This is a genomic window from Streptomyces sp. WMMB303 (assembly GCF_029351045.1).
Classification (GTDB): Bacteria; Actinomycetota; Actinomycetes; order Streptomycetales; family Streptomycetaceae; genus Streptomyces.
Genome location: NZ_JARKIN010000001.1, coordinates 2109016 through 2132314, shown reverse-complemented (window position 1 = coordinate 2132314; position 23299 = coordinate 2109016). Strand labels below are relative to the sequence as shown.

The following is a 23299-nucleotide window of genomic DNA, read 5'->3' as shown; positions in this document are numbered from 1 at the left end:
CACCACATCGCCCCACTTGGAAGGCCAGACGCATCCATGGGAACCAATATGTCGTTCATCGGCCGTGATATGGCTGTCGACCTCGGGACCGCCAACACGCTGGTGTACGTCAGGGGTCGCGGGATCGTCCTCAACGAGCCGTCCGTCGTCGCGATCAACACCAACACCGGCGGAATCCTCGCGGTCGGCGCCGAGGCGAAGAAGATGATCGGCCGCACCCCTGGCAACATCGTGGCCGTCAGGCCCCTGAAGGACGGCGTGATCGCCGACTTCGAGATCACCGAGCGGATGCTCCGCTACTTCATTCTGAAGATCCACAAGCGCCGCTATCTCGCCCGGCCCCGCGTGGTGGTGTGCGTTCCCTCCGGTATCACCGGAGTCGAGCGCCGCGCCGTCATCGAGGCGTCCACCCAGGCGGGTGCCCGCCAGGTGCACATCATCGAGGAGCCGATGGCCGCGGCGATCGGCTCCGGGCTGCCCGTCCACGAGGCGACCGGCAACATGGTGGTGGACATCGGCGGCGGCACCACCGAGGTCGCCGTGATCTCGCTCGGCGGCATCGTCACCGCGCAGTCCATCCGAGTGGCGGGTGACGAGCTGGACAACGCGATCATCCAGCACATCAAGAAGGAGTACAGTCTCCTCCTCGGCGAACGCACCGCCGAGAGCATCAAGATCACCATCGGCTCGGCGCACGACCTCGACAAGGACGAGCACACCGAGATCCGCGGCCGCGACCTGGTCAGCGGGCTCCCCAAGACTGTGGTGATCTCCGCGGCCGAGGTCCGCCGGGCCATCGAGGAGCCGGTCAACGCGATCGTCGACGCGGTCAAGACCACCCTCGACAAGTGCCCGCCGGAGCTGTCCGGCGACGTGATGGACCGCGGCATCGTGCTCACCGGGGGCGGCGCGCTGCTGCGCGGTCTGGACGAGCGGCTCCGCCGGGAGACGGGGATGCCGATCCACATCGCCGAGGACCCGCTGGACTCGGTCGCGCTCGGCTCCGGCAAGTGCGTCGAGGAGTTCGAGGCGCTCCAGCAGGTGCTCGACGCGCAGCCGCGCCGCTGAGCCCCGGGCACGCGCCGGTGCGCACCAACTGACCGTTCACGCGGCGGGTCGTTCGAACGCAGTGGCGGCCCCCGCCATGCACCCCGTCCAGGCGGGGCTGCCCCACAGAAAGGCACGGCCGCCGCACGTGAGGGACACACGAGAAAGCCGGCTGCTGCTCGTCCTGCTGATCGCCATCGCGTTCGCACTGATCACGGTGGACCTCAGAGGGGGCGAGCAGTCTCCGCTCGACGGAGCGCGGCGGTCCGCCGCCTCCGTCCTTGGCCCGGTAGAGAACGGTATGGCCTCGGCCGTCGACCCCGTCGGCAACGCTGTCGCAGCCGTCCGCGACTCGGGTGCCCGCCACGACAGACTCAGCCGACTGGAGCAGGAGAACGCGGCGCTGCGGCAGAAGCTCGGCTCCAGCGACCGCAACCGGGCCCGGGCCAAGGAACTGGACAAGCTCCTCAAGACCGCCGGGGCGGGCGGCTACGGCGTCAAGGGCGCCCAGGTCGTCGCGATCGGCGCGGCCCAGGGATTCTCCTGGACCGTCACCATCGACGCGGGCCGGGAGGACGGGCTGCGCCGCGACATGACCGTGCTGAACGGCGACGGACTGGTCGGCCGGCTGACCACGGTCGGGCCCTCCACCTCCACCGTGCTGCTGGCCAACGACCCCGACTTCACCGTCGGCACCCGGATGGAGAAGAGCAACGAGCTGGGCTTCGCCACCGGGCGCGGCGGCAACGCACTCTCCGTCCAGCTCCTCAACGGCAAGGCCAAGGTGAAGAAGGGCGACCGGCTGGTCACCTTCGGCTCCAGCGACGACAAGCCGTTCGTCCCCGGCGTGCCGGTCGGCGAGGTCACCAAGATCAACCGGCACCAGGGCGACCTCACCCGGACGGTACAGGTGCGGCCCTACGTGGGCTTCACCCGACTGGACGTGGTCGGCATCGTCGTCAAGCCGCCGCGCAAGGACCCGCGCAACGAGGTCCTCAAGTCCAAGAAGCCCCCGAAGCCCAAGCCCGCCCCCACGGTGACCGTCACCAAGACGCCCGGCGCCACCTCCTCGCCCAGGAGCTGATCCCCGTGCACCTCCTCAACCGGATGCTGCTCTCGGCCGCTCTCGTGGTCGTCGCCCTGATGCTGCAGGTCACCGTGCTGGCCAGACTCCAGCTTCCCGGCGCCGTGCCCGATCTGCTGCTGCTCGTCGTCCTGGGCCTCGCACTGGTCTACGGCCACACCGCCGGCGCCCTGGTGGGCTTCGCCGCCGGGCTGCTGGCAGACATCGCCCCACCCGCCGACCATGCCGTGGGCCGCTACGCGCTGGTGCTCTGCCTGATCGGCTACGCCGCCGGGCTGACCAAGCCGGAGGGCGGACAACACCGCTCGGCCACCGTGCCGATGCTCGTCGTCGCCTCCGCCGCCATCGGCTCCACCCTGCTGTACGCCGGGGTCGGCGCCCTGGTGGGGGACACCGTGGCCCGCCCCGACGGGCTCGGCGGAATGCTGCTCACCGCGACCCTCTACGACCTGCTGCTGGCGCCGTTCGTGGTCCCGCTGATCATGTCCCTGGCGCGGCGCGGCGAGAAGGACCCGGTCGGGGCCGAACCCGGCGGCGGCAGCGCGGACGGCGGGATGCGCGCCTACGGCTGGCTCACCTCCGGCGGGAGCCTGGACGCCCGGCTCGGCGGCGGCGTGTTCGGCAAGAGCGGCAGCGGCAGCGTCTTCGGCAAGGGCGGCAAGGGGCTCAAGACCGGCAAGCGGACCTCGCGCAACAAGGCCGTGAACCTCGGTGGCCGCGGCAGGACCGGGAAGATCAAGGGGGTCAAGCGGCTGTGAGGCGCACCCGTACCCTTCTCCGCCCCCCGCCCGCCGGCCACGCCCCCCGGCCCGACCACCGCCCTTCGAGGAGGCGTTGCGCGCCGTGACCAACATTCCCGAGACCGGCCGCTCCTCCCGCGTCACCATCCGGCTGGTCGCCATTCAGATCCTGGTGCTGTCGCTGCTGCTGACGCTGGGCGGCCGGCTGTGGTATCTCCAGATCCGCAACGGCGACGAATACCAGAAGGAGGCCAAGGGCAACCACGTCCAGCAGGTCGTCGAACCCGCCACCCGCGGCTCGATCCTGGACGCGCGGGGCGTGCCGATCGCCGACAACGAGACCCGCCTGGTGGTCTCGGCATCCCGCACCGAGCTGATGAAGCAGGACGACGACGGCAAGGCCGTCCTGGAACGGCTCGCCAAGGTCCTGGGCATGTCGCCCAAGACGGTCGAGGAGAAGGTGCGGCTGTGCAACGCGGAGACTCCGCAGCCGTGCTGGAACGGCTCCCCCTACCAGCCGATCCCGGTCACCGACGACGCCGAGCCCAAGCAGGCTCTGCAGATCCGGGAGCGCTCCGAGGACTTCCCCGGGATCACCGCCGAGCCGGCGGCCGTCCGCCGCTACCCGGCCCCGCACGGCGCCGACACCTCGCAGGTGCTCGGCTACCTCTCGCCGGTCACCGACGAGGAGATCGAGGAGGCCAAGGACACCGACTCGCCGTTCCTGGCCTCCGACGAGGTCGGCCGTAACGGCCTGGAGCGGGCCTACGACAGCGAACTGCGCGGTTCCTCGGGCGTCACCCGCTACGAGGTGGACAACCTCGGACGCGTGATGGGCGAGGCCGAACGGGACAAGGCCCGCCCCGGCTCGAACCTGATCACCTCGATCGACTCGCGGCTCCAGGCCGTGGCCGAGAAGCAGTTGGACAAGGCGATGAAGGACGCCCGCAAGAAGTTCGACGAGAACACCGGCCGCAACTACAAGGCCGACGCGGGTGCCGTCGTGGTGATGGAGAACAAGACGGGGCGGGTCGTCTCCATGGCCTCCAACCCCGAGTACGACCCCAACGCCTGGGTCGGCGGGATCTCCGGCAAGGAGTACGCGAAGCTCACCGGGAAGAAGTCCAACTACCCGCTGCTCAACCGCGCGATCCAGGGCCTGGCGGCGCCGGGCTCCATCTTCAAGGTCATCTCCACCTCCGCGGCCGTCAAGGCCGGCTACCCGTTCGACGGCCGCTACAACTGCTCCTCGGACTTCGAGGTGGGCGGCCAGGTCTTCAAGAACTACGAATCGGAGAGCTTCGGCGGCATCAACCTCGGACGCGCCCTGGAGGTCTCCTGCGACACCGTCTTCTACCGCCTCGCCTACAAGGAGTGGAAGAAGGACGGCGGGAACCTGCCCAAGAAGGGCGCGAAGGACTGGTTCTACAAGACCGCCCACCAGTTCGGCCTCGGCGAGAAGACCGGCATCGACATCCCCAACGAGGTCGAGGGCCGCGTCCCGGACCGACAGTGGAAGAAGGACTACTGGAAGGCCAACAAGGACGCCTGGTGCAAGCAGGCCGACAACGCCGGCGACGACCCCAGCTACGCCGAGAAGATCGCCAAGGAGAACTGCGTCTCCGGCATGAAGATGCGCGCCGGTGACAGCGTCAACTACTCCATCGGCCAGGGCGACACCCTGGTCACCCCCATCCAGATGGCCACGATCTACGCGGCGCTCGGCAACGGCGGCACCCTGCACGACCCCACCATCGGCAAAGCCGTCGTCAGCCCCGACGGCAAGTCCGTCAAGAAGATCGAGCCGCAGGCGCACGGCAAGCTGCCGGTGAGCGACAAGACCCTCGGCAAGATCGACAAGGGCCTGCAGGGCGTCGCCACCCACGGCACGGCGGCCTGGCGGTTCGGCGAGGCCGGCTGGCCGCAGAACAAGATCAAGATCCGGGCCAAGACCGGTACCGCCGAGGTCGCAGGCAAGCAGACCACCTCCTGGCTGGCCACCTACACCGACGACTTCACCGTCGTCATGACCATCTCCCAGGGCGGCACCGGCTCCGGCGCCTCCGGCCCCGCCGTCCGCGAGATCTACAACGCCATGTACGGCGTCGGCTCCGACGGCGGCATCGACAAGAAGAAGGCCCTGCTGCCCAAGCCGCAGACCAAGCTGCCGAAGATCGACAAGGACGGCGCCATCGTCGCCCAGCGCGACAAGCGGCCCGCCGACGACCCGTCGAAGAGCCCCTCCGCCTCGCCGTCCGGCCAGGGCCCCTCCACCGCACCGCCGGGCGAGACACCCGAGACCCGACGCGAGGGCGAGGCCGCACGCAACGAGGGCGAGCAGCAGCAGCGCCGCCGGGACGGCGCCCAGCAGGCCGGCGCCACCCGCGAGTCCGCCGGAGGTGGCCGCCCATGACCAGCCGGACGTTCGCACTCGGCGGCTACGGGCCGCGCCGCCGCTCCGCCTGGGACCGGCTGACCGCACGGGACTCCGTCGTATGGCGGATGGACTGGATCATCCTGTTCTCCGGTGCCGCCCTCGCGATCATCGGTTCGCTGCTGGTCTACTCCGCCACCCGCAACCGCACCGAGCTCAACCAGGGCGACCCGCAGTACTTCCTGGTCCGGCACGTCATCAGCCTGGGCATCGGCGTCGCGCTGATGGCCGGCACGGTCTGGCTCGGCCACCGCAGACTCCGCAGCGCCGTCCCCGTGCTCTACGGCCTCACCGTGCTGCTCGCGCTCTGCGTCCTGACCCCGCTCGGCGCCACCATCAACGGATCGCGCGCCTGGCTGAACCTCGGCGGCGGCTTCACCGTCCAGCCCGCCGAGTTCATCAAGATCACGGTGATCCTCGGAATGGCCATGCTGCTGGCCGCCAAGGTCGACGCGGGCGACCAGGACCACCCCGACCACCGCACCGTGCTGCACGCGCTCGGCATGGCGGCCCTGCCGATCGCGGTCATCCTGGCCATGCCGGACCTCGGCTCGGTGATGGTGCTCGTCGTCATCGTGCTCGCGGTCCTGCTCGCCTCCGGCGCCTCCAACCGCTGGGTCATCGGACTGTGCCTGGCCGGGGCCGGGGGAGCGGTGCTGGTGTGGACGCTCGGCCTGCTGGACGAGTACCAGATCAACCGGTTCGCGGCGTTCGCCAATCCGGCGCTCGACCCGGCGGGCGTGGGCTACAACACCAACCAGGCCCGCATCGCCATCGGCTCCGGCGGCCTCACCGGCAAGGGCCTCTTCGAGGGCACCCAGACCACCGGCCAGTTCGTCCCCGAGCAGCAGACGGACTTCGTCTTCACCGTCGCGGGCGAGGAACTGGGCTTCGTGGGCGGCGGGCTGATCCTCGTGCTGCTGGGCGTGCTCATCTGGCGCGCCTGCCGGATCGCCCGGGAGTCCACCGAGCTCTACAGCACCATCGTCGCCGCGGGCGTGATCGCCTGGTTCGCCTTCCAGGCGTTCGAGAACATCGGCATGACGCTCGGCATCATGCCGGTGGCCGGCCTGCCGCTGCCCTTCGTCTCCTACGGCGGCACCTCCATGTTCGCGGTCTGGATCGCGGTCGGACTGCTCCAGTCGATCCGAACCCAGCGCCCGATAGCGGCGTAGCCGCGGTCCCGCCGCGCGCCGGAACCCCGCCCGCGCCGCTGTGCGCCGCCCCTCCCGGCGGCCGCGCACAGCGGTGCGGGCGCACGGCCATCGGGGCGGGCCGAGCCAACCGTTACTCTGGACGACTGGCCCTGTCCTCCGTACGAAAGCGCGCCCCAGATGCCCGTCGAGTCGGTCTTCCCCCAGCTAGAGGCCCTCCTCCCGCACGTCCAGAAGCCGATCCAGTACGTGGGCGGCGAGCTGAACTCCACCGTCAAGGACTGGGACGCGACGGACGTCCGCTGGGCGCTGATGTATCCGGACGCCTACGAGGTGGGTCTGCCCAACCAGGGCGTCATGATCCTCTACGAGGTGCTCAACGAGCGTGAGGGTGTGCTGGCCGAGCGCACCTACAGCGTCTGGCCCGACCTGGAGAAGCTGATGCGGGAGCACGACGTCCCGCAGTTCACCGTCGACGCGCACCGCCCGGTCGGCGCCTTCGACGTGCTCGGCGTCTCCTTCTCCACCGAGTTGGGCTACACCAACCTGCTGACCGCCCTCGACCTCTCCGGCATCCCGCTCCACGCCCGGGACCGCACCGAGGATCACCCGATCGTGATGGCGGGCGGCCACGCCGCGTTCAACCCGGAGCCCGTCGCCGACTTCCTGGACGTCGCGGTGATCGGTGACGGCGAGCAGGCCGTGCTGGAGGTCACCGAGATCATCCGGGCCTGGAAGGCCGAGGGGCGCCCCGGCGGACGGGACGAGCTGCTGCTGCGGCTCGCGAAGACCGGCGGGGTGTACGTGCCGCGCTTCTACGACGTCGAGTACCTGGCCGACGGCCGGATCTCCCGCGTCGTGCCGAACCGCTCCGGCGTCCCGTGGCGGGTGAGCAAGCACACCGTGATGGACCTGGACGAGTGGCCCTACCCCAAGCAGCCGCTGGTCCCGCTCGCGGAGACCGTCCACGAGCGGATGTCGGTGGAGATCTTCCGCGGCTGCACCCGCGGCTGCCGCTTCTGCCAGGCGGGCATGATCACCCGGCCGGTCCGGGAGCGCTCCATCACCGGCATCGGCGAGATGGTCGACAAGGGCCTCAAGAACACCGGATTCGAGGAGGTGGGACTGCTCTCCCTCTCCTCGGCCGACCACAGCGAGATCGGTGACGTCGCCAAGGGCCTCGCCGACCGGTACGAGGAGGACAAGGTCGGTCTGTCCCTGCCCTCCACCCGCGTCGACGCCTTCAACATCGACCTGGCCAACGAGCTGACCCGCAACGGCCGCCGCTCCGGCCTCACCTTCGCCCCCGAGGGTGGCAGCGAGCGCATCCGCAAGGTCATCAACAAGATGGTCTCCGAGGAGGATCTGATCCGCACGGTCGCCACCGCCTACGGCAACGGCTGGCGCCAGGTGAAGCTCTACTTCATGTGCGGACTGCCCACCGAGACCGACGAGGACGTCCTGCAGATCGCCGACATGGCCACCCGCGTCATCGCCAAGGGCCGCGAGGTCGCCGGCTCCAACGACATCCGCTGCACCGTCTCCATCGGCGGCTTCGTCCCCAAGCCGCACACCCCCTTCCAGTGGGCGCCGCAGCTCTCGCCGGAGGAGACCGACGCGCGGCTGGCCAAGCTGCGCGACGCGATCCGCGGGGACAAGAAGTACGGCCGCTCCATCGGCTTCCGCTACCACGACGGCAAGCCGGGCATCGTCGAGGGCCTGCTCTCCCGCGGCGACCGCCGCCTCGGTGCGGTGATCCGCGAGGTCTACGAGCGCGGCGGCCGGTTCGACGGCTGGCGCGAGTACTTCTCCTACGACCTGTGGATGGAGTCGGCCGCCGAGGCACTGCGTGGCGCGGACGTCGACGTCGACTGGTACACCACCCGCGAGCGCTCCTACGAGGAGGTGCTCCCCTGGGACCACCTCGACTCCGGCCTGGACAAGGACTGGCTCTGGGAGGACTGGCAGGACGCCCTCGACGAGACCGAGGTCCCGGACTGCCGCTGGGACCCCTGCTTCGACTGCGGCGTGTGTCCTCAATTCGATACATGGCCACAACTGAGCGACAGCGGTAAGAAGCTGCTTCCGCTGACGGTCAAGAAGTCTTCGTGACCAGCGGCGATACGGTCCGGCAGGTGGCTGAGACACTCGCTGGTCTGACCGAGGTGGAGCGTGCCGAGATGCTTCGCTCGCTCGGCGCGAAGGGGCGCGAGCAGGCGCCCCGTAAGGTGCGGCGCACGCCGCTGCCCGCTCCCCGGCGAGCCGAGAGCATCGTCTCTTCGGTCGAGTGGGTGTGATCGATGAGAGGCGTTCGGACAGTGACAGTCCGGCGCCTCTCGCTCGGTGGTGGGATGCGGTTCCCGCACAGATGAACGGCTTTCCCGTTCTGGAAAGCCGAAGATCTTGACCCCGCTGCCCGCTGCCCGCTGCCCGCAGGTCGGAAGCATCGATCGGGACACTGAGCGTTTGCCAACCTCAGTTTGAGCTGATCAGGTGCAGGGTGAGGATCGCTTGGACGAGGCTGGTGATGCGGGTGGTGGAGCATCGCAGCTTGCCCAGGAGCCGCCAGGTCTTGAGGGTGGCCATGGCCTGCTCGACGAGCGCGCGGATCTTCGCGTGGGAGCGGTTGACAGCCTGCTGACCTGCGGAGAGCGTCTCCCAGCAGCCCCAGTGGGGCAGCCGGATAGTGCCACCGGCGTCCCGGTAGCCCTTATCGGCCCAGCATTGCACGCCAGCCTCGGCCAGGGCGGCCTGCTCTGCGCGTCACAGCAGGCGAGCCAAGGCGGGGGGCTCGGTCAGAGCTTGGCGGCGAAGTCGTCGCTCTTGATGACGAGACGCTCGCGTACGTCGCGAGGGATCTTCAACCGCAGGTGCACGGACGGAGCGCGCACTCCCTTGACCTTTGTCCGGGTCACCTCGCACGTGATGCCGACTCGGCGCAGGTCCTCCGCCATGGCCTCCATGCCGCCCTCTTCCCACACTTCGCGGAACGTCTTCCCGTTGTGGACGAGGGCCCACCGGTCCTGTGTGGTCTCGGGGTCGATGGCGTTCAGTTCGTCCGTGAGCTTGTCGAGCGCCTTCTCCGCCTGCTCCCGCGTGAACTGCGTCTTCGTATAGCGGCCTCCCGGTTCGAGTTCGGTCATGTAGTAGGCGATGGCCTCTTCGAGACGCTTCACCTCGGCGCGGGCTTCGGCTCCTCGCGCGTACTCACGGACCTGCACGGGGAAGTCCCCGAGGACTCGGAGGACATCGCTCACCAGCACGTTGTACACGCCCTGCGGGTTCGGAGCGCCGAGCCCTCCGCTCCTGCACTCGCCGCACCGCAAGTAGGTGTAGTCCCGCCCCTTGTGGCTCGTCTTCTGCGCGGTCATGTTGGTTGAGCAGTCGACGCAGATCAGCACACCAAGGAACTGCGTAGCTCCGCCTGCCTGCCGGGCAGGCTGATTCTTGCTTCGGCGGTCGAGCGCCGCTTGAAGGCTCTCGAACTCCTCCTCGGTGACGATCGGGGGAGCGACCCGTATCGGCTTGCCGTCGTTGCCGAGGACGGTCCTGCTCCGCCGCTTCCCGCCCTGCTTGTTCTCTTCGACCCGGTACCCCATGAGCGCCGGGTTTCGAAGGCGACGGAGCAGAGTTGACGGGGTGAGCCCGGCGGTCATGAGTCCAGAGCGGACGATGCACAGAACCATGCGACGGGCGGACACTCCTCGCAGAGCCATGCGGCGAGCCCAGTGCAGCGCCTTGTGCGCGTCGGGCTCGATGGCGAGGGCAGGCTTTCCGTTGATCCTGGTCGTGACGTAGCCGTACGCAGGCTTACCGACAAGCCATGCGTCCTGAGTCCGTGTGTAGTCCCACAGTGACGTCACGCGGGTCGACGTGTTCGCTGCCTCGATCTCAGCGATACCACCGATGAGCGTGACCATGATCCGGCCAGCAGGCGTACCGAGGTCGATCGCGTCGTTCTTCGAGAGCAGGTTCTTCCCGTACCGCTCGCACCACTCGATCATGGTCGAGAGATCCGTCATGCGCCGGATGAAGCGATCGAGCTTCCAGAAGAGGAGAGCGTCGAACTCGGGGACTCGGTTGTTGAGCCACGCGCCGAGAGACTTCCGCTTCCACGGCGGGACCTTCGTTGCCGACACGTTGAGATCCGAAGCGACACCGACGACGCGGTATCCCTTGTCTCTCGCCAACATGCGGAGATCGAGCTCCTGTCTCACTGGCGACGTAGTGTCGTGCGTCAGCACAGACAGGCGGATGGAGAGCAGGGCCCGGGGAGCGCCCTCGGGGAGCAGGGCCTCCGCCCTCTTCAGCTCCTCCAGCAGGGTCAGGTCTGAGGCGGTCCACTCGGTCTCTACGTCGTACGTCTTCACGTCGCCGGACAATACCTTGAGTCCGTGTCTTTGTGTCCTCAGATGGACACGGAAATCCAGATCGGCCCGAAGGGCAAGAAGCTGCTGCCGCTGACCGTGGTGCGGTAGCCCGGCTGCACTCCGGTCCGCCCCGGGCGGGCCGGAGACCGTGCATCCGCCGTCCGGACCGGGCACGCGCCCGCCGCACCCGCCCGAGAGGCCCCGTTCGACGGAGCGGCGGCCGTGGCGGCGGGGCCGCCGCGTACCCTGGGCAACAGGATCATCCGCACGGACCCGGGCCTCCGGGGCGGCGGCCCGGGCGAAGCTCCCCGGGCCCGGCCGCCGGACGCGCCCGGTGGCCGCGGGCGGTGACCCCGCCGTCCGGGGGCGCCACCGCGGCGGTGCGTGCGGACTTCCACCTCCGTACCCGACGCACAGACACATCCGTCAGACGAGGGCGGCCGCGCCTCGCGCGACGCCCGGCACCGAGGAGAGAACCACTGGGCAAGCGACAGCCCGAAGGCCCGCCGCCCGCACCTGCCGTGCAGCGCCTCCGCCTGCGCTACACGAAGCGGGGCCGCCTTCGGTTCACCAGCCACCGCGACTTCCAGCGCGCCTTCGAGCGGGCCCTGCGTCGCGCCGAGGTACCCATGGCGTACTCCGCCGGTTTCACCCCGCACCCCAAGGTCAGCTACGCGAACGCCGCCCCCACCGGCACCGGCAGCGAGGCCGAGTACCTGGAGATCGGCCTCGTCCGGCCTCGGGCCCCCGAGGAGCTGCGCGCCCAGCTCGACGCGTGCATGCCCGACGGTCTGGACCTCGTCGACGTGGTCGAGGCGCACGGCTCCGACTTCAGCGACCGGCTGCAGGCCTCCGTGTGGGAGATGCGGCTCGACGGTGTCTCCCCGGCGCAGGCGCAGCAGGCGGTGGCGGCCTTCCTGGCCGCGGAGACCGTCGAGGTGCAGCGGCAGACCAAGAAGGGCGTCCGCTCCTTCGACGCCCGGGCCGCCGTACGCTCGCTGACCGCCACCGCGCAGCCCGCCGGCGCTGACACCTCCACCGGCACCGATAGGCCGGGAGAGGGGGCCTGTGCGATACTGCGCCTGGTAGTACGACACGTGACACCTGCCGTACGACCCGACGACGTCCTGTCCGGTCTCCGCGCTACGGCCGACCTGGCGCCGCCGGTCCCCGCAGCGGTGACCAGGCTGGCGCAGGGGCCGCTCGATGAGGAGACCGGCTCGGTGACCGACCCGTTCGCACCTGACCGCGACGCGCTTCCGGAGCCCATCGGCTCAGGGGTTTCCAGCGCCGCGACGGTGCCGGGCGGCACCGCGTAGGGCAGCCGCCGAAGCCGCGTCGCCGCCGATCGAGGCACGCCAGGGAGCCACCCGGGCAGCCGTACGGCAGGCGAACGCACAGACCAGCAGACTTTCGCCGTAGCCGGGCCGGACAAAGGCCGGAACCGGCGAGTGACACGACAGCTCCCGTGCGGCGCCCGCGCCCCCGGAGAGCGGCCCACCCCAGGGTGAGCCGCCCCGGACCCCACGAGCGCGGCGCCCGGGAGCGTGACGGGAGAACCGCCCGCATGCTTGAACCAACTGAATCCAACGAATCCGCGGCGCCCGCAGCCGGAGCCGCCGCCTCCGCGGAAGCCTCCGAAGCCACCGTGCCCGGTGCCGTCGGCCCCTCCGGCGGATCGGTCGCCGACCGCGAAAGCACCGTCGGCGGCGGAACCGCCGGGGCACCCGAGACCGCCGGTGGCGCCCTCAGCACCCCTAGCGACACGCTGCCGCCGCGCCGCCGCCGTGCCGCGAGCCGGCCCGCGGGCCCGCCCGCCGCCGACGCCGGGGCCCAGCCGTCGCCCGTGCGGGACAGCGCCGCCGACGGTTCGCAGAACACCGGACCCCGGGACGACACCGGCGACGCCCCGGCCGCCCGGCCGCGTCGCCGCGCCACCCGTAAGGCCACCGCCCCCGCCGGTGCACCGGCCCCGGCCGAGCCCGCCGCACAGCCGGAGGCCGCCGAGCAGCTCGCACCCGCCGCGCCGCCGGAGACCGCGGGCGGCACTGTCGAGGTCGGTACCGAGTCGCCGAAGGCCTCAGGCCGCCGCCGCGCCACCCGCAAGGCCACCGCGCCCGCCGGTCCGCCCGCCACGGCAGCCGGGTCCGAATCCGAGCCCCCCGCGGCCGCCGCCGGGGCCGAGGGGTCCGCTGACGCCGAGGAGCCGAAGCCCCGCACGCGCCGCCGGGCCACCAGCCGCCGGACGGCCGAGGGCGCCGAGGCGGCCGAGCAGGAGAAGCCCGCGGCCACCCGCCGCCGGAGCAGCCGGGAGACGAGGGCAGCGGCCGAGTCCGCGGAGAGCGCCGGGAGTGCGGAGCCGGCAGCGCCCGCAGGGAGCGCCGGAGCGGACGACTCCGGCGCGGCCGGGGCGGAAGCGCCCGAGTCCAAGCCGCGCAGCCGCCGCCGCGCGAGCACCCGCAAGGCCGCGGCCCCCGAGGCCGGGGCCGAGCCGCGGAGCGGGACCACCGCGGAGCCGGTTGCCGAGACCCCCGCCGAGACCCCGGCCGAGTCCGCGCCCGCCGGGCGTACGCGGCGCCGGGCGACGCGGGCCGGTTCCGCCCCCGCCGCCGAGGCGGAGCAGGGCGCCGCCGGGGCGGCCGAGTCGGACGGCGCCGGAGCCGACCGGTCGGCTGAGGGCGGCAAGCCCGCCAGGACGAGCCGCAAGAGCAAGGCGGCCAAGGCCGCCGAGGCGCCGCAGGAGGAGCCCACCGCCTCCCGGGCCTCCGAGAAGTCCCAGGGCGCCGAGAAGACCCAGGACGCCGAGAAGACCGCGGAGAAGTCCGAGGCTCGTGCGGGCCGCCGGAAGCGGGCCGCACCGCCGATGGCGATGTTCCAGCCCCCCGTCTTCACCGAGCCCGCCTTCCAGACCCCGCAGTCCGCCGCCGCGGCCGCCGAGGCGGAGCGCCGTGCTGAGGCCCGGTCGGAGGAGGAGCCGGAGGCCGAGAGCGCGGACCGGGAGGAGACGCAGCCCGCCCGTCGCCGGCGCCGCCGTGCGGAGTCCGGTGAGCAGCAGACCGCGGCCCGGGACGAGCAGGACCGCGCGGCTGCCGACCAGCAGTCCGAGGAGTCCGGGAGCGCCGAGGAGGAGGAGCAGGAGGGCGCCCGGGGCGAGGAGCGTCCCGCGCGCCGCCGCCGCAGGGGCGGTCGCCGTCGGCGCCGGGGCGAGGGCGCGGAGCAGGCCGAGGGTACCGAGGGCGAGGAGCGGGAGGACCGCTCCGGGGCCGCGGGGGAGTCCGCGGCCGCCGAGCCGGCCGGTGCGGAAGCCGCCGAGGGCGCCGAAGGCGACGAGGGCGAGGCCGCCTCCTCGGGCGGCTCCAGCAGCAGCTCGCGGCGCCGGCGCCGGCGCCGTCGCCGGTCCGGGGACGCGGACGGCGCCGGGAACGAACCCGCCACCCAGGACGACCCCGAGCGCACCGTCGTCAAGGTCCGCGAGCCGCGCAAGAAGAAGGACGAGCCGACCGACGAGGTGCAGGCCATCAAGGGCTCCACCCGGCTGGAGGCCAAGAAGCAGCGCCGCCGCGAGGGCCGTGAGCAGGGCCGCCGCCGGGTGCCGATCATCACCGAGGCGGAGTTCCTGGCCCGCCGCGAGGCCGTCAAGCGGGAGATGGTCGTCCGGCAGAGCGGTGAGCGCACCCAGATCGCCGTTCTCGAGGACGACGTGCTGGTCGAGCACTTCGTCAACAAGGAGCAGTCGACCTCGTACGTCGGCAACGTCTACCTCGGCAAGGTGCAGAACGTGCTGCCGTCGATGGAGGCCGCGTTCGTCGACATCGGCAAGGGCCGCAACGCCGTGCTGTACGCGGGCGAGGTCAACTTCGAGGCGCTGGGCATGGCGAACGGCCCGCGCCGGATCGAGACCGCGCTCAAGTCGGGCCAGTCGGTGCTGGTGCAGGTCACCAAGGACCCGATCGGCCACAAGGGCGCCCGGTTGACCAGCCAGGTCTCGCTGCCGGGCCGCTATCTCGTCTACGTGCCCGAGGGCTCCATGACGGGTATCAGCCGCAAGCTCCCCGACACCGAGCGCTCGCGGCTCAAGCAGATCCTCAAGCGGGTCGTCCCCGAGGGCGCCGGTGTGATCGTCCGTACGGCGGCCGAGGGTGCCAGCGAGGACGAACTGCGCCGCGACGTCGAGCGCCTGCAGGCCCAGTGGGAGGAGATCCGCAAGAAGTCCCAGAAGGGCAACGCGCCCACGCTGCTCTACGGCGAGCCGGACATGACCGTCCGCGTGGTGCGCGACATCTTCAACGAGGACTTCTCCAAGGTCATCGTCAGCGGCGCCGAGGCGTGGGAGACCATCCACGGCTATGTCTCCCACGTGGCCCCCGATCTGAGCGACCGGCTGCAGAAGTGGACCTCGGATGTGGACGTCTTCGCCACGTACCGCATCGACGAGCAGCTCGCCAAGGCGCTGGACCGCAAGGTGTGGCTGCCCAGCGGCGGCTCGCTGGTGATCGACCGGACCGAGGCGATGATCGTCGTCGACGTCAACACCGGGAAGTTCACCGGCCAGGGCGGAAACCTGGAGGAGACGGTCACCAGGAACAACCTGGAGGCGGCCGAGGAGATCGTGCGCCAGCTGCGGCTGCGGGACCTCGGCGGCATCATCGTGATCGACTTCATCGACATGGTCCTGGAGTCCAACCGCGATCTGGTGCTGCGCCGCCTGCTGGAGTGCCTGGGCCGGGACCGCACCAAGCACCAGGTGGCGGAGGTCACCTCGTTGGGCCTGGTGCAGATGACCCGTAAGCGGGTGGGCCAGGGGCTGCTGGAGTCCTTCTCCGAGCAGTGCGTGCACTGCAACGGGCGCGGCGTCATCGTGCACCTGGACCAGACCGCGGTCACCGGTGGCGGCGGCAAGAAGGGCAAGAAGGGCAAGAAGGGCGACAGCAAGGGCGAGGCCAAGGCGGAGGGCAGGGCCGAGTCGAAGACCGGCGACCGGCAGGCCGCGGAAGCGCAGCCCGAGCCCTCGCCGGCCACCGCTCCGGCGGCCGCCGCGGTGGAGCCCTCGGAGGCGGCGGCCGAGGCCGCCGACGTCACCGCGCCGGTACCGGTCGAGTTCGTGCCGGACGAGGAGCTCTTCAGCAGCGCCGCCGAGGCGGAGGCCGCCGCGGCCTCGGCACGCGGGGGCCGTACACGGCGGCGCGGCAGCCGGAAGGCGAGCGCCCCCGCGGGTGCGCCTCGCACCGGCGGCGAGCCCGCCGAGGCCGCCGAGGTGGTCGAGCCCGCAGCTCCGGAACCGGCGGCCGAGCCCGCGCCGGCCCCGGCGGAGCCCGCGGCCGAGCCCGCCGCGGCGGCGGCCACCGCTGCGGAAGCGGCGCCGGAGCCCGCAGCACGGCCCCGCCGCCGGGCGACGCGCAAGGTGAGCGCGCCCGCCGGTGCGCCCCGTACGGGTGACGACACGGCCGCCGTGCTGGTCGTCGCAGCGGACGAGGCGGCCGCACCGGCCGCCGCCCCCGCCGAGCCCTCACCGGCGGCCGGTGAGGTCGTCACGGATGCGGCTCCGCTCCGCCCGCGGCGTCGGGTGACCCGCACGGTGACCGCCACCGCCCCGGAGGAGGAGGCCGCTGCTCCGGCGAAGAAGACCGCCGCGAAGAAGGCGGCCAAGAAGGCCCCGGCGAAGAAGGCGGCGGCCAAGAAGACCGCCGCGAAGAAGACGGCGGCCAAGACGGCGGACAAGGCGGCGGACAAGGCGGAGAAGGCGGCCGAGAAGCCCGCCAAGTCGGCGGAGAAGACGGCCGGCAAGGCGGCGGCGAAGAAGACCGCCAAGAAGACCGCCAAGAAGACGGCCACCAGGAGGACGGCCGCGGCCGAGCAGGAAGGCGGGGCCTCGGTCTCCGCCTCCGCCTCCGAGGAGTGACCCGCACCGGGCGGGGAGGGTGCGGCCCTCCCCGCCCGGTGCGGCCGGGGAGGCCGTCGGACCTCCAGGTCCGTATGGGGTACCCTTGACCATCGGCGTGTCCTGACCAGGATGCGCTGCTCCTGAGCACATCCCTCCCGGTTCCTTCCGGTTCCCGGGAGAGGCCGCTCAATCCTTCCGGATCAGTTCCGCGCCCTCGCGCGGGCGGGCGGCTGGCGTCAGGAGTTCCGACACGAGCGAGAGAGAGTTCCGCGTGTACGCGATCGTGCGCACCGGCGGGCGCCAGCAGAAGGTCTCTGTGGGCGACGTCATCGAGGTTGACCGTATTTCCGAGAGCAAGGTCGGCGACAGCGTCGAGCTCTCGACCCTGCTCGTCGTCGACGGTGACGCGGTCACCAGCGACCCCTGGGTCCTGGCGGGCGTGAAGGTCCAGGCCGAGGTGGTGGACCACCACAAGGGCGACAAGATCCGGATCCAGAAGTACAAGAACAAGACCGGGTACAAGAAGCGCATCGGTCACCGCCAGCTCCACACCGCGCTGAAGGTCACCGACATCCCCGCCCCGGCCAAGAAGTAAGGACTGAGGAGAGATGGCACACAAGAAGGGCGCATCGTCCACCCGGAACGGTCGCGACTCCAACCCGCAGTACCTCGGCGTGAAGCGCTTCGGCGGTCAGGTCGTCAACGCGGGTGAGATCCTGGTCCGCCAGCGCGGCACCCACTTCCACCCGGGCACGGGCGTCGGCCGCGGCGGCGACGACACCCTGTTCGCGCTGGACGCGGGCGCGGTGCAGTTCGGCACCCACCGCGGCCGCAAGGTCGTGAACGTCGTCCCGGCCGCTCAGTAAGCAGCCGGACGGCACACTCTCCACACCGAGGGCGGACTCCATCTCCCGTGCGCGCGGTCTGCGCACGGGAAGCGGGTCCGCCCTCGGCGCGTTCGGACCGGGACCATCGGCGGAAGACCCTCGGACCGGGACGGCGTGGGACGCGGACAGCGTTCCACGTGACGGGGCTCGTACGGAGCCGCGGCATCACCACCCCAGAGCACGCCTTGGAGGCACCCCCTATGACCACCTTCGTGGACCGCGTCGAGCTGCATGTCGCCGCGGGCAGCGGTGGGCACGGCTGCGCCTCCGTGCACCGGGAGAAGTTCAAGCCGCTGGGCGGCCCCGACGGCGGCAACGGCGGCCGCGGCGGTGACGTGGTGTTCGTCGTCGACCCGGATGTGACCACGCTGCTGGACTACCACCACAGTCCGCACCGCAAGGCCACCAACGGCCGGCCGGGCGAGGGTGGGCACCGCTCGGGGCAGGACGGCAAGGACCTGGTGCTTCCGGTGCCGGACGGGACCGTCGTCCTCGACCGGCACGGCGAGGTGCTGGCCGACATGGTCGGCGCCGGCACCACCTTCGTCGCGGGCCGGGCGGGCCGCGGCGGACTCGGGAACGCGGCGCTGGCCTCCGCCCGGCGCAAGGCGCCCGGGTTCGCGCTGCTGGGCGAGCCCGGCGAGACCCGGGACGTCGTCCTGGAGCTGAAGACGGTCGCGGACGTCGCGCTGGTCGGCTATCCCAGCGCGGGCAAGTCCTCGTTGATCTCGGTGCTCTCCGCGGCCAAGCCGAAGATCGCCGACTACCCCTTCACGACGCTGGTGCCCAACCTCGGTGTGGTCACCGCCGGGGGATCGGTCTTCACCATCGCGGACGTGCCGGGACTGATCCCGGGCGCCAGCGAGGGCAAGGGCCTCGGCCTGGAGTTCCTCCGGCACGTCGAGCGCTGCTCCGTGCTGGTCCATGTGCTGGACTGCGCCACGCTGGAGACCGACCGCGACCCCGTCTCCGACCTGGACGTGATCGAGGCGGAGCTGGCCCGCTACGGCGGTCTGGAGGACCGGCCGCGGGTCGTCGTCCTCAACAAGACCGACATCCCCGAGGGCAAGGACCTGGCCGACATCATCCGGCCCGACCTGGAGGAGCGCGGCTTCCCCGTCCTGGAGGTCTCCGCGGTCTCGCGGCAGGGGCTCAAGGAGCTGTCGTACGCGCTGGCCGGTCTGGTGGACCAGGCGCGTGCGGCACGTCCGGTGCAGGAGTCCACCCGGGTCGTCATCCGGCCCAAGGCCGTCGACGACGCGGGCTTCACGGTGACCCGGATCGAGGACGGCTTCTTCCGGGTGCGCGGTGAGAAGCCCGAACGCTGGGTGCGGCAGACCGACTTCAACAACGACGAGGCGGTCGGCTACCTCGCCGACCGGCTCGCCCGTCTCGGCGTCGAGGACGAACTGTGGAAGGCGGGAGCCCGCGAGGGCGACGGTGTCGCGATCGGGGACGAGGAGAACGCCGTGGTCTTCGACTGGGAGCCCACCATGGTCACCGGTGCCGAGATGCTCGGCCGCCGGGGCGAGGACCAGCGGATGGACGCGCCCCGCCCGGCCGCGCAGCGCCGCCGGGACCGGGAGGCGGAGCGGGACGAAGCCCTGGGCGCCTACGAGGACTTCGACCCCTTCGAGTGAGGGTTCGGCCGCGGCAGGGGGCCACCTCAGGGCTCGGGGGCGGTCGGCATCCCGCCGGGCTCCCCGCCCCCGCGTGCGGCGCCGTCAGTCCTCCGGCTGCGGGCTCACGCCCTTGCAGCGTGGGGTGTCGTCGGCGAGCCCGGGGCGGGCCGCGGCCCGCAGCCGCAGGAACCTGCGCAGGTAGGCGTCGTGCACCGCGGGATCGTCGACCTTCAGCAGTGTCTCGTCGTTCTTGGTGAGGGCCGGGCCCGAGTAGTTGTGGCTGCCGGTCCACACCAGTGCGCCGGTCGTGCCCGCGTAGCGGCCGGAGATCAGCAGGGTCTTGGAGTGGACGACCTCCCGCGAGGTCGCGGGGTCCCCGTCGTCGTCGTGGTGCAGGCAGCGCACGGCAGGACCGCCGGCCGCGTGCAGCGCCTCCCAGGTGCCGGGGGAGCCGGTGCTGTCCTCGCTGTCGCTCTCGGCGTAGACGATGTCCACGGCGCAGCCCTGCCGTTGCAGTTCGGCGAGCTTGTCGGCGACGCCCTGCCGGGTGAGCTTGAACATGGCCAGTCGGACGCTGGTGCGATGGCTGCCGCGGGCGTCGCTCCAGCGGCAGGTGACGTTGTCGAGGAGGGCGTGCACGGTGTCCCCGCCGTTCGGCCGGGGGAAGAAGTAGCCCGTGTACGGGCCGGCAGCGGTGCGGGTGTAGTGCCAGCCGCGCCAGTCGGCGGCCGCAGCCTTGTCGAAGTACCGGCTGTAGGCCGCGTGGAGGCGGGCCTGGGACACCACCAGCGCGTCGTTCCAGAACTTGGTGTAGCTGCCGGTGGACAGGTTCGAGGAGGTCTGTACGACGACGTTCCGTAAGCCGCCGGTGTGCGAGAAGAGCCAGAACTTGTTGTGCGCGATGGACGGGCCCGCGCCGGGCTCGCCCAGGCAGGACTTCCCCTCGGGGCAGAGCGCGACGAAGGACCGCTTCGACCGGTCGGTGCCCAGCGCCTTGCGGAGGATGCCGTAGGAGGTGCTGGAGGGCATCGCGCTCACGCTGGATGCGTCCAGCAGCACCCGGACCCGCACGCGCCGCCCGGCCGCGGTGTGGGCCGCGGCCAGCGCGCGTGCCACCTCGGCGTCCCAGAAGTGGTACAGGGCGACCTTGATGGTGGAGCGGGGGGCCGCGGCCTTGATCCGGGCCAGCAGGTCGCTGCGGATGGCCCGCTGCTGGGCGGCCGTTCCGTCGGGCTGGTTGAAGACCGGTCCGGTGTCCGGCGGGGCGGCCGCCGCGGGGGAGGGGGCGGCGAGGTGCAGCCCCGCGCACAGGAGCAGGGCGAGTGGTGCTGCGGCGGTTCTCGGGTGTGTCACGTACGTCCCCTCCTGGCCGGTGGTGTGGGGCCCGGCGGACGGTGCGGGCGGGTGCGGGCCGGGCCGCCAGTGAGCGTAGGGACGTGCGGTCGCCGCTTTCAGGGCATTGAGCCAGCTTCTGGTGCTGATGTGATGAGAGGGGTATCGACAGACGAAAGGGCCCCGAGAGGTGAACTCCTCTCGGGGCCCCACACCGTTCCGCGCTCCTGTGCGCCGGGGTGCTGTGCCTGCGCCACCCGTAGGAGTGGCGATCGCCGGATGCCCGGTTGCCGGACGCGGGGGTCAGCCCCGCGAGCCGGCTCGGCGCGCCACCGGCGGCCGGTGAGTCAGGTCGAGACCGCGTCCTCCGGGTCCGCGGTGCCCGGCGCCTCCAACTCGGCCTCCTCGGCGGCCTCCTGGAGCTCGCGCTGCCCGGGGATCTCGGCTGTGCGCCGCGCGACGCGCACGTTGCGGGCCTCGGCCTCGGCCGCCAGCTCCAGCGCGGCGGCGTTGAAGCGGACCAGCGAGGGCGGGTCCGAGGGGCCCAGCAGGTGGGTCTTCAGCTCCCGGCGGGCCCGCGCCATGGTGTCCTTCTCCGGAACGCGCACCGACTCCAGCAGTGCCGGGAGCTGCTGCGCGTCGGGGCTGAGCACCGTGCCGGCCCGCACGGTCGGGAAGGCGCCCCGGAACTCCTCCTCGGTCATCCCGCTGGTGTTGGCGACCGCGTACGGCTTCTCGCTGGTGAGGTAGTCCGAGACCACCGAGGAGACGTCCGAGACGAGCAGGTCGGCCTGGTTGAAGCAGGTGAAGATCCCCGGCCGCGGGCCGTCGATGATCTGGTGCTCCCACTCGGGGAAGGACGCCCAGTAGGCCCCCTCCCACGCCTCGGTCGCCGCGCGTACCCGCTCGGCGTTGCCGTCCTCGGGCGTGCCCTGGATCTTCATCCGCTCCATCTCGTCCGCGCTGGCGCGGAAGGCCGTGGTGGAGAGCCGGTCCAGCTCCGCGGTGCGCCGCTCCAGCTCGGCCGCGGCCTCCGCGCCGCGCCGCGGGCCGTTGCGGGCCGCGTTCGCCTGGGTGATCAGGGCGCGGATGCGCTGGTCGGCGGCGCCGGCCCGCGGGTCGACAGACCCGGTCATCGGGTGCGGCTTGTACAGCAGCCGCACCTTCGGGTCGGCCAGCAGCGCCCGGACGATGTTCTCGCCGGCCAGCCGCACCGAGGTGTTGCCCGGGTTGCCGTCCCAGCCCTCCCAGGTGGGTGCGTACAGCACCGTGGTGTACCCGTCCTCGGGGGCGGCGGCGCGCTCGTCGGCGTGCCGGATGGGGGTGAGCTGGGGGCGGCCGACCTCGACCACGTCCCTGTCGTCCACGCCGACCTCGGCGAGCCGGTAACGCTCGCGGGCGGCTTCCCCGGCGACCCACACCTGGTCGTATGCCTTGGCGTAGGGGTTGCAGGAGGAGAGCTTGTCGGACTCGCCGTGGTTGATGAAGGCGTGCTTGAGGGTGGGGATCCGCAGGACCTGGGAGGTCTTGCCGGAGTTGGCCGGGTGCAGCAGCACCTTGAGCGTGGAGTGCTCCAGGTGCATCAGATGGGAGACCTTGGGGATGCAGACGATCGGGACGTCGGTGGCGTCGATCTTCTGCACCATGAACCGCTCACGCAGCACGATCAGCGGCCGTCCCTCCAGCTCCGCCACCGTGGAGAGCCACATGTTCGCCTGGTACGCCGACGTCGTCCCGCCCGAGAAGTACATCCCCGTGGTCGGCTTGTACCGTGCCAGCCACGCGTCCAGCCAGGCCATCACCTCCTGCTCGCCCCTGGAGCGCTTCTTCGGCAGCAGCCAGGTGGCCAGGTAGAAGGCGCTGCCCAGGGAGAGCAGCAGGGTGCAGCCCACGCCGACGAGCCCCCACTCCTCCACCGCCAGGCTCGCGCTGAGCATGAGGCCCAGGGTGCCGGGGATGGAGAAGCGCAGCAGCCTGCGGCTGGGCTGGCGGGCCAGCAGCCGGGACGGTGCGTGGGTGAGGTTGAGCGACGAGGTGTCGATGTTGCGCGTGACGACCGGCAGGGTGCGGGTACGGCGCACGAGCTGGGCCACCGCCTGGCAGAGGAAGTGCGCGGCGTAGGAGGCCAGCAGCAGCAGGGTGAGCGGGCGCTCTATGTCCGGCGGCACCTCCGGGATCCGGACCAGGCCGATGATCACCAGCATGTCGCGGAGGAGCTGCCGCGTGGTGACGTCGAAACGGACCTTCCCCAGCAGCGCCAGCAGCCCCGGCTGCCGGTGCGTCAGGTACAGGTCGAGGGCGAGTCCCGCCAGCGAGGCGGTGACGAAGACGGGCACGTTCGGCAGCAGCGCTCCCGCGAGCTGCACGGTGTAGAACACCGCGAGCGCGAGCAGGGCCGCGAGCTGCACGGCGCGTCGTGTGGAGAGTCCGGCAGAGGGCACGGGCTGGGCTCCTGGCATGGAGATAGAGGGTCTGCGAAGGGGGCGGCCGGTGGCGGTGCCCGAGGTCGACCCCTGACGGTATGACGCCCGTGGGCCAAGTGACAATCTTCGACGCCGCAGGATGGGCGCTTACCTGGTCAAACGTAACCATCCTCACGCGTCCGTCGGTGAAACGGATGAGCGGCCCGGACCGGCGCTGACGTAGATTGCCACACGAGAGCACGGCGGGTCACGGCTCCACCGGGCGCACCCGTCGCCCGGTGGAGCCGCGCGTCCCGCCGCGGCGGCACAGGCGCGAGGGGTACGT

15 protein-coding genes and 1 pseudogene are annotated in these 23299 nt (G+C 71.6%); 12 read left to right on the top strand and 4 right to left on the bottom strand.

Annotated elements, in window-relative coordinates; genetic code table 11:
* Positions 1–48 precede the first annotated feature (48 nt).
* From P2424_RS09695 to P2424_RS09665, 7 genes are all read left to right on the top strand, one after another.
* A complete protein-coding gene (locus P2424_RS09695) occupies positions 49–1068 on the top strand; it encodes a rod shape-determining protein (RefSeq protein ID WP_026004902.1) in 1020 nt (339 codons plus the stop codon).
* Between the two features lie 127 nt (positions 1069–1195).
* On the top strand, positions 1196–2131 hold the full coding sequence (gene mreC, locus P2424_RS09690; RefSeq protein ID WP_276475368.1) for a rod shape-determining protein MreC: 936 nt from the start codon (positions 1196–1198) through the stop codon (positions 2129–2131).
* A gap of 23 nt (positions 2132–2154) precedes the next feature.
* Complete coding sequence (gene mreD / locus P2424_RS09685; RefSeq protein WP_276478900.1) at positions 2155–2889, top strand: rod shape-determining protein MreD; 735 nt, start codon at positions 2155–2157, stop codon at positions 2887–2889.
* 85 nt (positions 2890–2974) lie between these two features.
* Complete coding sequence (gene mrdA / locus P2424_RS09680) at positions 2975–5284, top strand: penicillin-binding protein 2 (RefSeq protein WP_276475367.1); 2310 nt, start codon at positions 2975–2977, stop codon at positions 5282–5284.
* On the top strand, positions 5281–6480 hold the full coding sequence (gene rodA, locus P2424_RS09675; RefSeq protein ID WP_276475366.1) for a rod shape-determining protein RodA: 1200 nt from the start codon (positions 5281–5283) through the stop codon (positions 6478–6480). The genes mrdA and rodA overlap by 4 nt, the downstream gene beginning before the upstream one ends.
* A gap of 159 nt (positions 6481–6639) precedes the next feature.
* The gene (locus P2424_RS09670) at positions 6640–8571 is read left to right on the top strand and encodes a TIGR03960 family B12-binding radical SAM protein (RefSeq protein WP_276475365.1); all 1932 of its coding nucleotides are present in this window, start codon (positions 6640–6642) and stop codon (positions 8569–8571) included.
* A gap of 23 nt (positions 8572–8594) precedes the next feature.
* Positions 8595–8756, top strand: coding sequence for a hypothetical protein (locus P2424_RS09665; protein WP_276475364.1), 162 nt, complete (start codon positions 8595–8597; stop codon positions 8754–8756).
* Positions 8757–8934: 178 nt separating this feature from the next.
* On the opposite strand, the pseudogene P2424_RS09660 reads toward P2424_RS09665, so the two are convergent.
* Both P2424_RS09660 and P2424_RS09655 read right to left on the bottom strand, forming a co-directional pair.
* Positions 8935–9207 (bottom strand): annotated as a pseudogene (locus P2424_RS09660) (transposase family protein); the annotation flags it as partial.
* A 47-nt stretch (positions 9208–9254) separates the two neighbouring features.
* Entirely contained in the window at positions 9255–10829 is a 1575-nt protein-coding gene (locus P2424_RS09655; RefSeq protein WP_276475363.1) for a recombinase family protein, read from the bottom strand.
* 521 nt (positions 10830–11350) lie between these two features.
* On the opposite strand from P2424_RS09655, the gene P2424_RS09650 reads away from it, so the two are divergent.
* The 5 genes from P2424_RS09650 (at position 11351) to obgE (ending at position 19237) form a co-directional block, all read left to right on the top strand.
* A complete protein-coding gene (locus P2424_RS09650; RefSeq protein ID WP_276475362.1) occupies positions 11351–12148 on the top strand; it encodes a TIGR03936 family radical SAM-associated protein in 798 nt (265 codons plus the stop codon).
* Between the two features lie 248 nt (positions 12149–12396).
* Positions 12397–16728: an Rne/Rng family ribonuclease gene (locus tag P2424_RS09645; RefSeq protein WP_276475361.1), complete on the top strand. Its 4332-nt coding sequence runs from the start codon at positions 12397–12399 to the stop codon at positions 16726–16728.
* A 253-nt stretch (positions 16729–16981) separates the two neighbouring features.
* Complete coding sequence (rplU, locus tag P2424_RS09640) at positions 16982–17305, top strand: 50S ribosomal protein L21 (RefSeq protein ID WP_019358143.1); 324 nt, start codon at positions 16982–16984, stop codon at positions 17303–17305.
* Between the two features lie 13 nt (positions 17306–17318).
* On the top strand, positions 17319–17576 hold the full coding sequence (gene rpmA, locus P2424_RS09635) for a 50S ribosomal protein L27 (protein WP_276475360.1): 258 nt from the start codon (positions 17319–17321) through the stop codon (positions 17574–17576).
* Positions 17577–17797: 221 nt separating this feature from the next.
* Positions 17798–19237: a GTPase ObgE gene (obgE, locus tag P2424_RS09630; RefSeq protein ID WP_276475359.1), complete on the top strand. Its 1440-nt coding sequence runs from the start codon at positions 17798–17800 to the stop codon at positions 19235–19237.
* 84 nt (positions 19238–19321) lie between these two features.
* On the opposite strand, the gene P2424_RS09625 is transcribed toward obgE, so the two are convergent.
* Positions 19322–20572, bottom strand: a complete 1251-nt coding sequence (locus P2424_RS09625; protein ID WP_276475358.1) for a phospholipase D-like domain-containing protein — start codon at positions 20570–20572, stop codon at positions 19322–19324.
* A 326-nt stretch (positions 20573–20898) separates the two neighbouring features.
* Positions 20899–22992: a hypothetical protein gene (locus P2424_RS09620; RefSeq protein WP_276475357.1), complete on the bottom strand. Its 2094-nt coding sequence runs from the start codon at positions 22990–22992 to the stop codon at positions 20899–20901.
* Positions 22993–23299 lie beyond the last annotated feature (307 nt).

Coding starts and splice junctions, on each gene's coding strand:
- P2424_RS09695 (WP_026004902.1), top strand. CDS start 49: ATGTCGTTCATCGGCCGTGATATGGCTGTCGACCTCGGGACCGCCAAC.
- mreD (WP_276478900.1), top strand. CDS start 2,155: ATGCTGCTCTCGGCCGCTCTCGTGGTCGTCGCCCTGATGCTGCAGGTC.
- rodA (WP_276475366.1), top strand. CDS start 5,281: ATGACCAGCCGGACGTTCGCACTCGGCGGCTACGGGCCGCGCCGCCGC.
- P2424_RS09670 (WP_276475365.1), top strand. CDS start 6,640: ATGCCCGTCGAGTCGGTCTTCCCCCAGCTAGAGGCCCTCCTCCCGCAC.
- P2424_RS09645 (WP_276475361.1), top strand. CDS start 12,397: ATGCTTGAACCAACTGAATCCAACGAATCCGCGGCGCCCGCAGCCGGA.
- rpmA (WP_276475360.1), top strand. CDS start 17,319: ATGGCACACAAGAAGGGCGCATCGTCCACCCGGAACGGTCGCGACTCC.
- obgE (WP_276475359.1), top strand. CDS start 17,798: ATGACCACCTTCGTGGACCGCGTCGAGCTGCATGTCGCCGCGGGCAGC.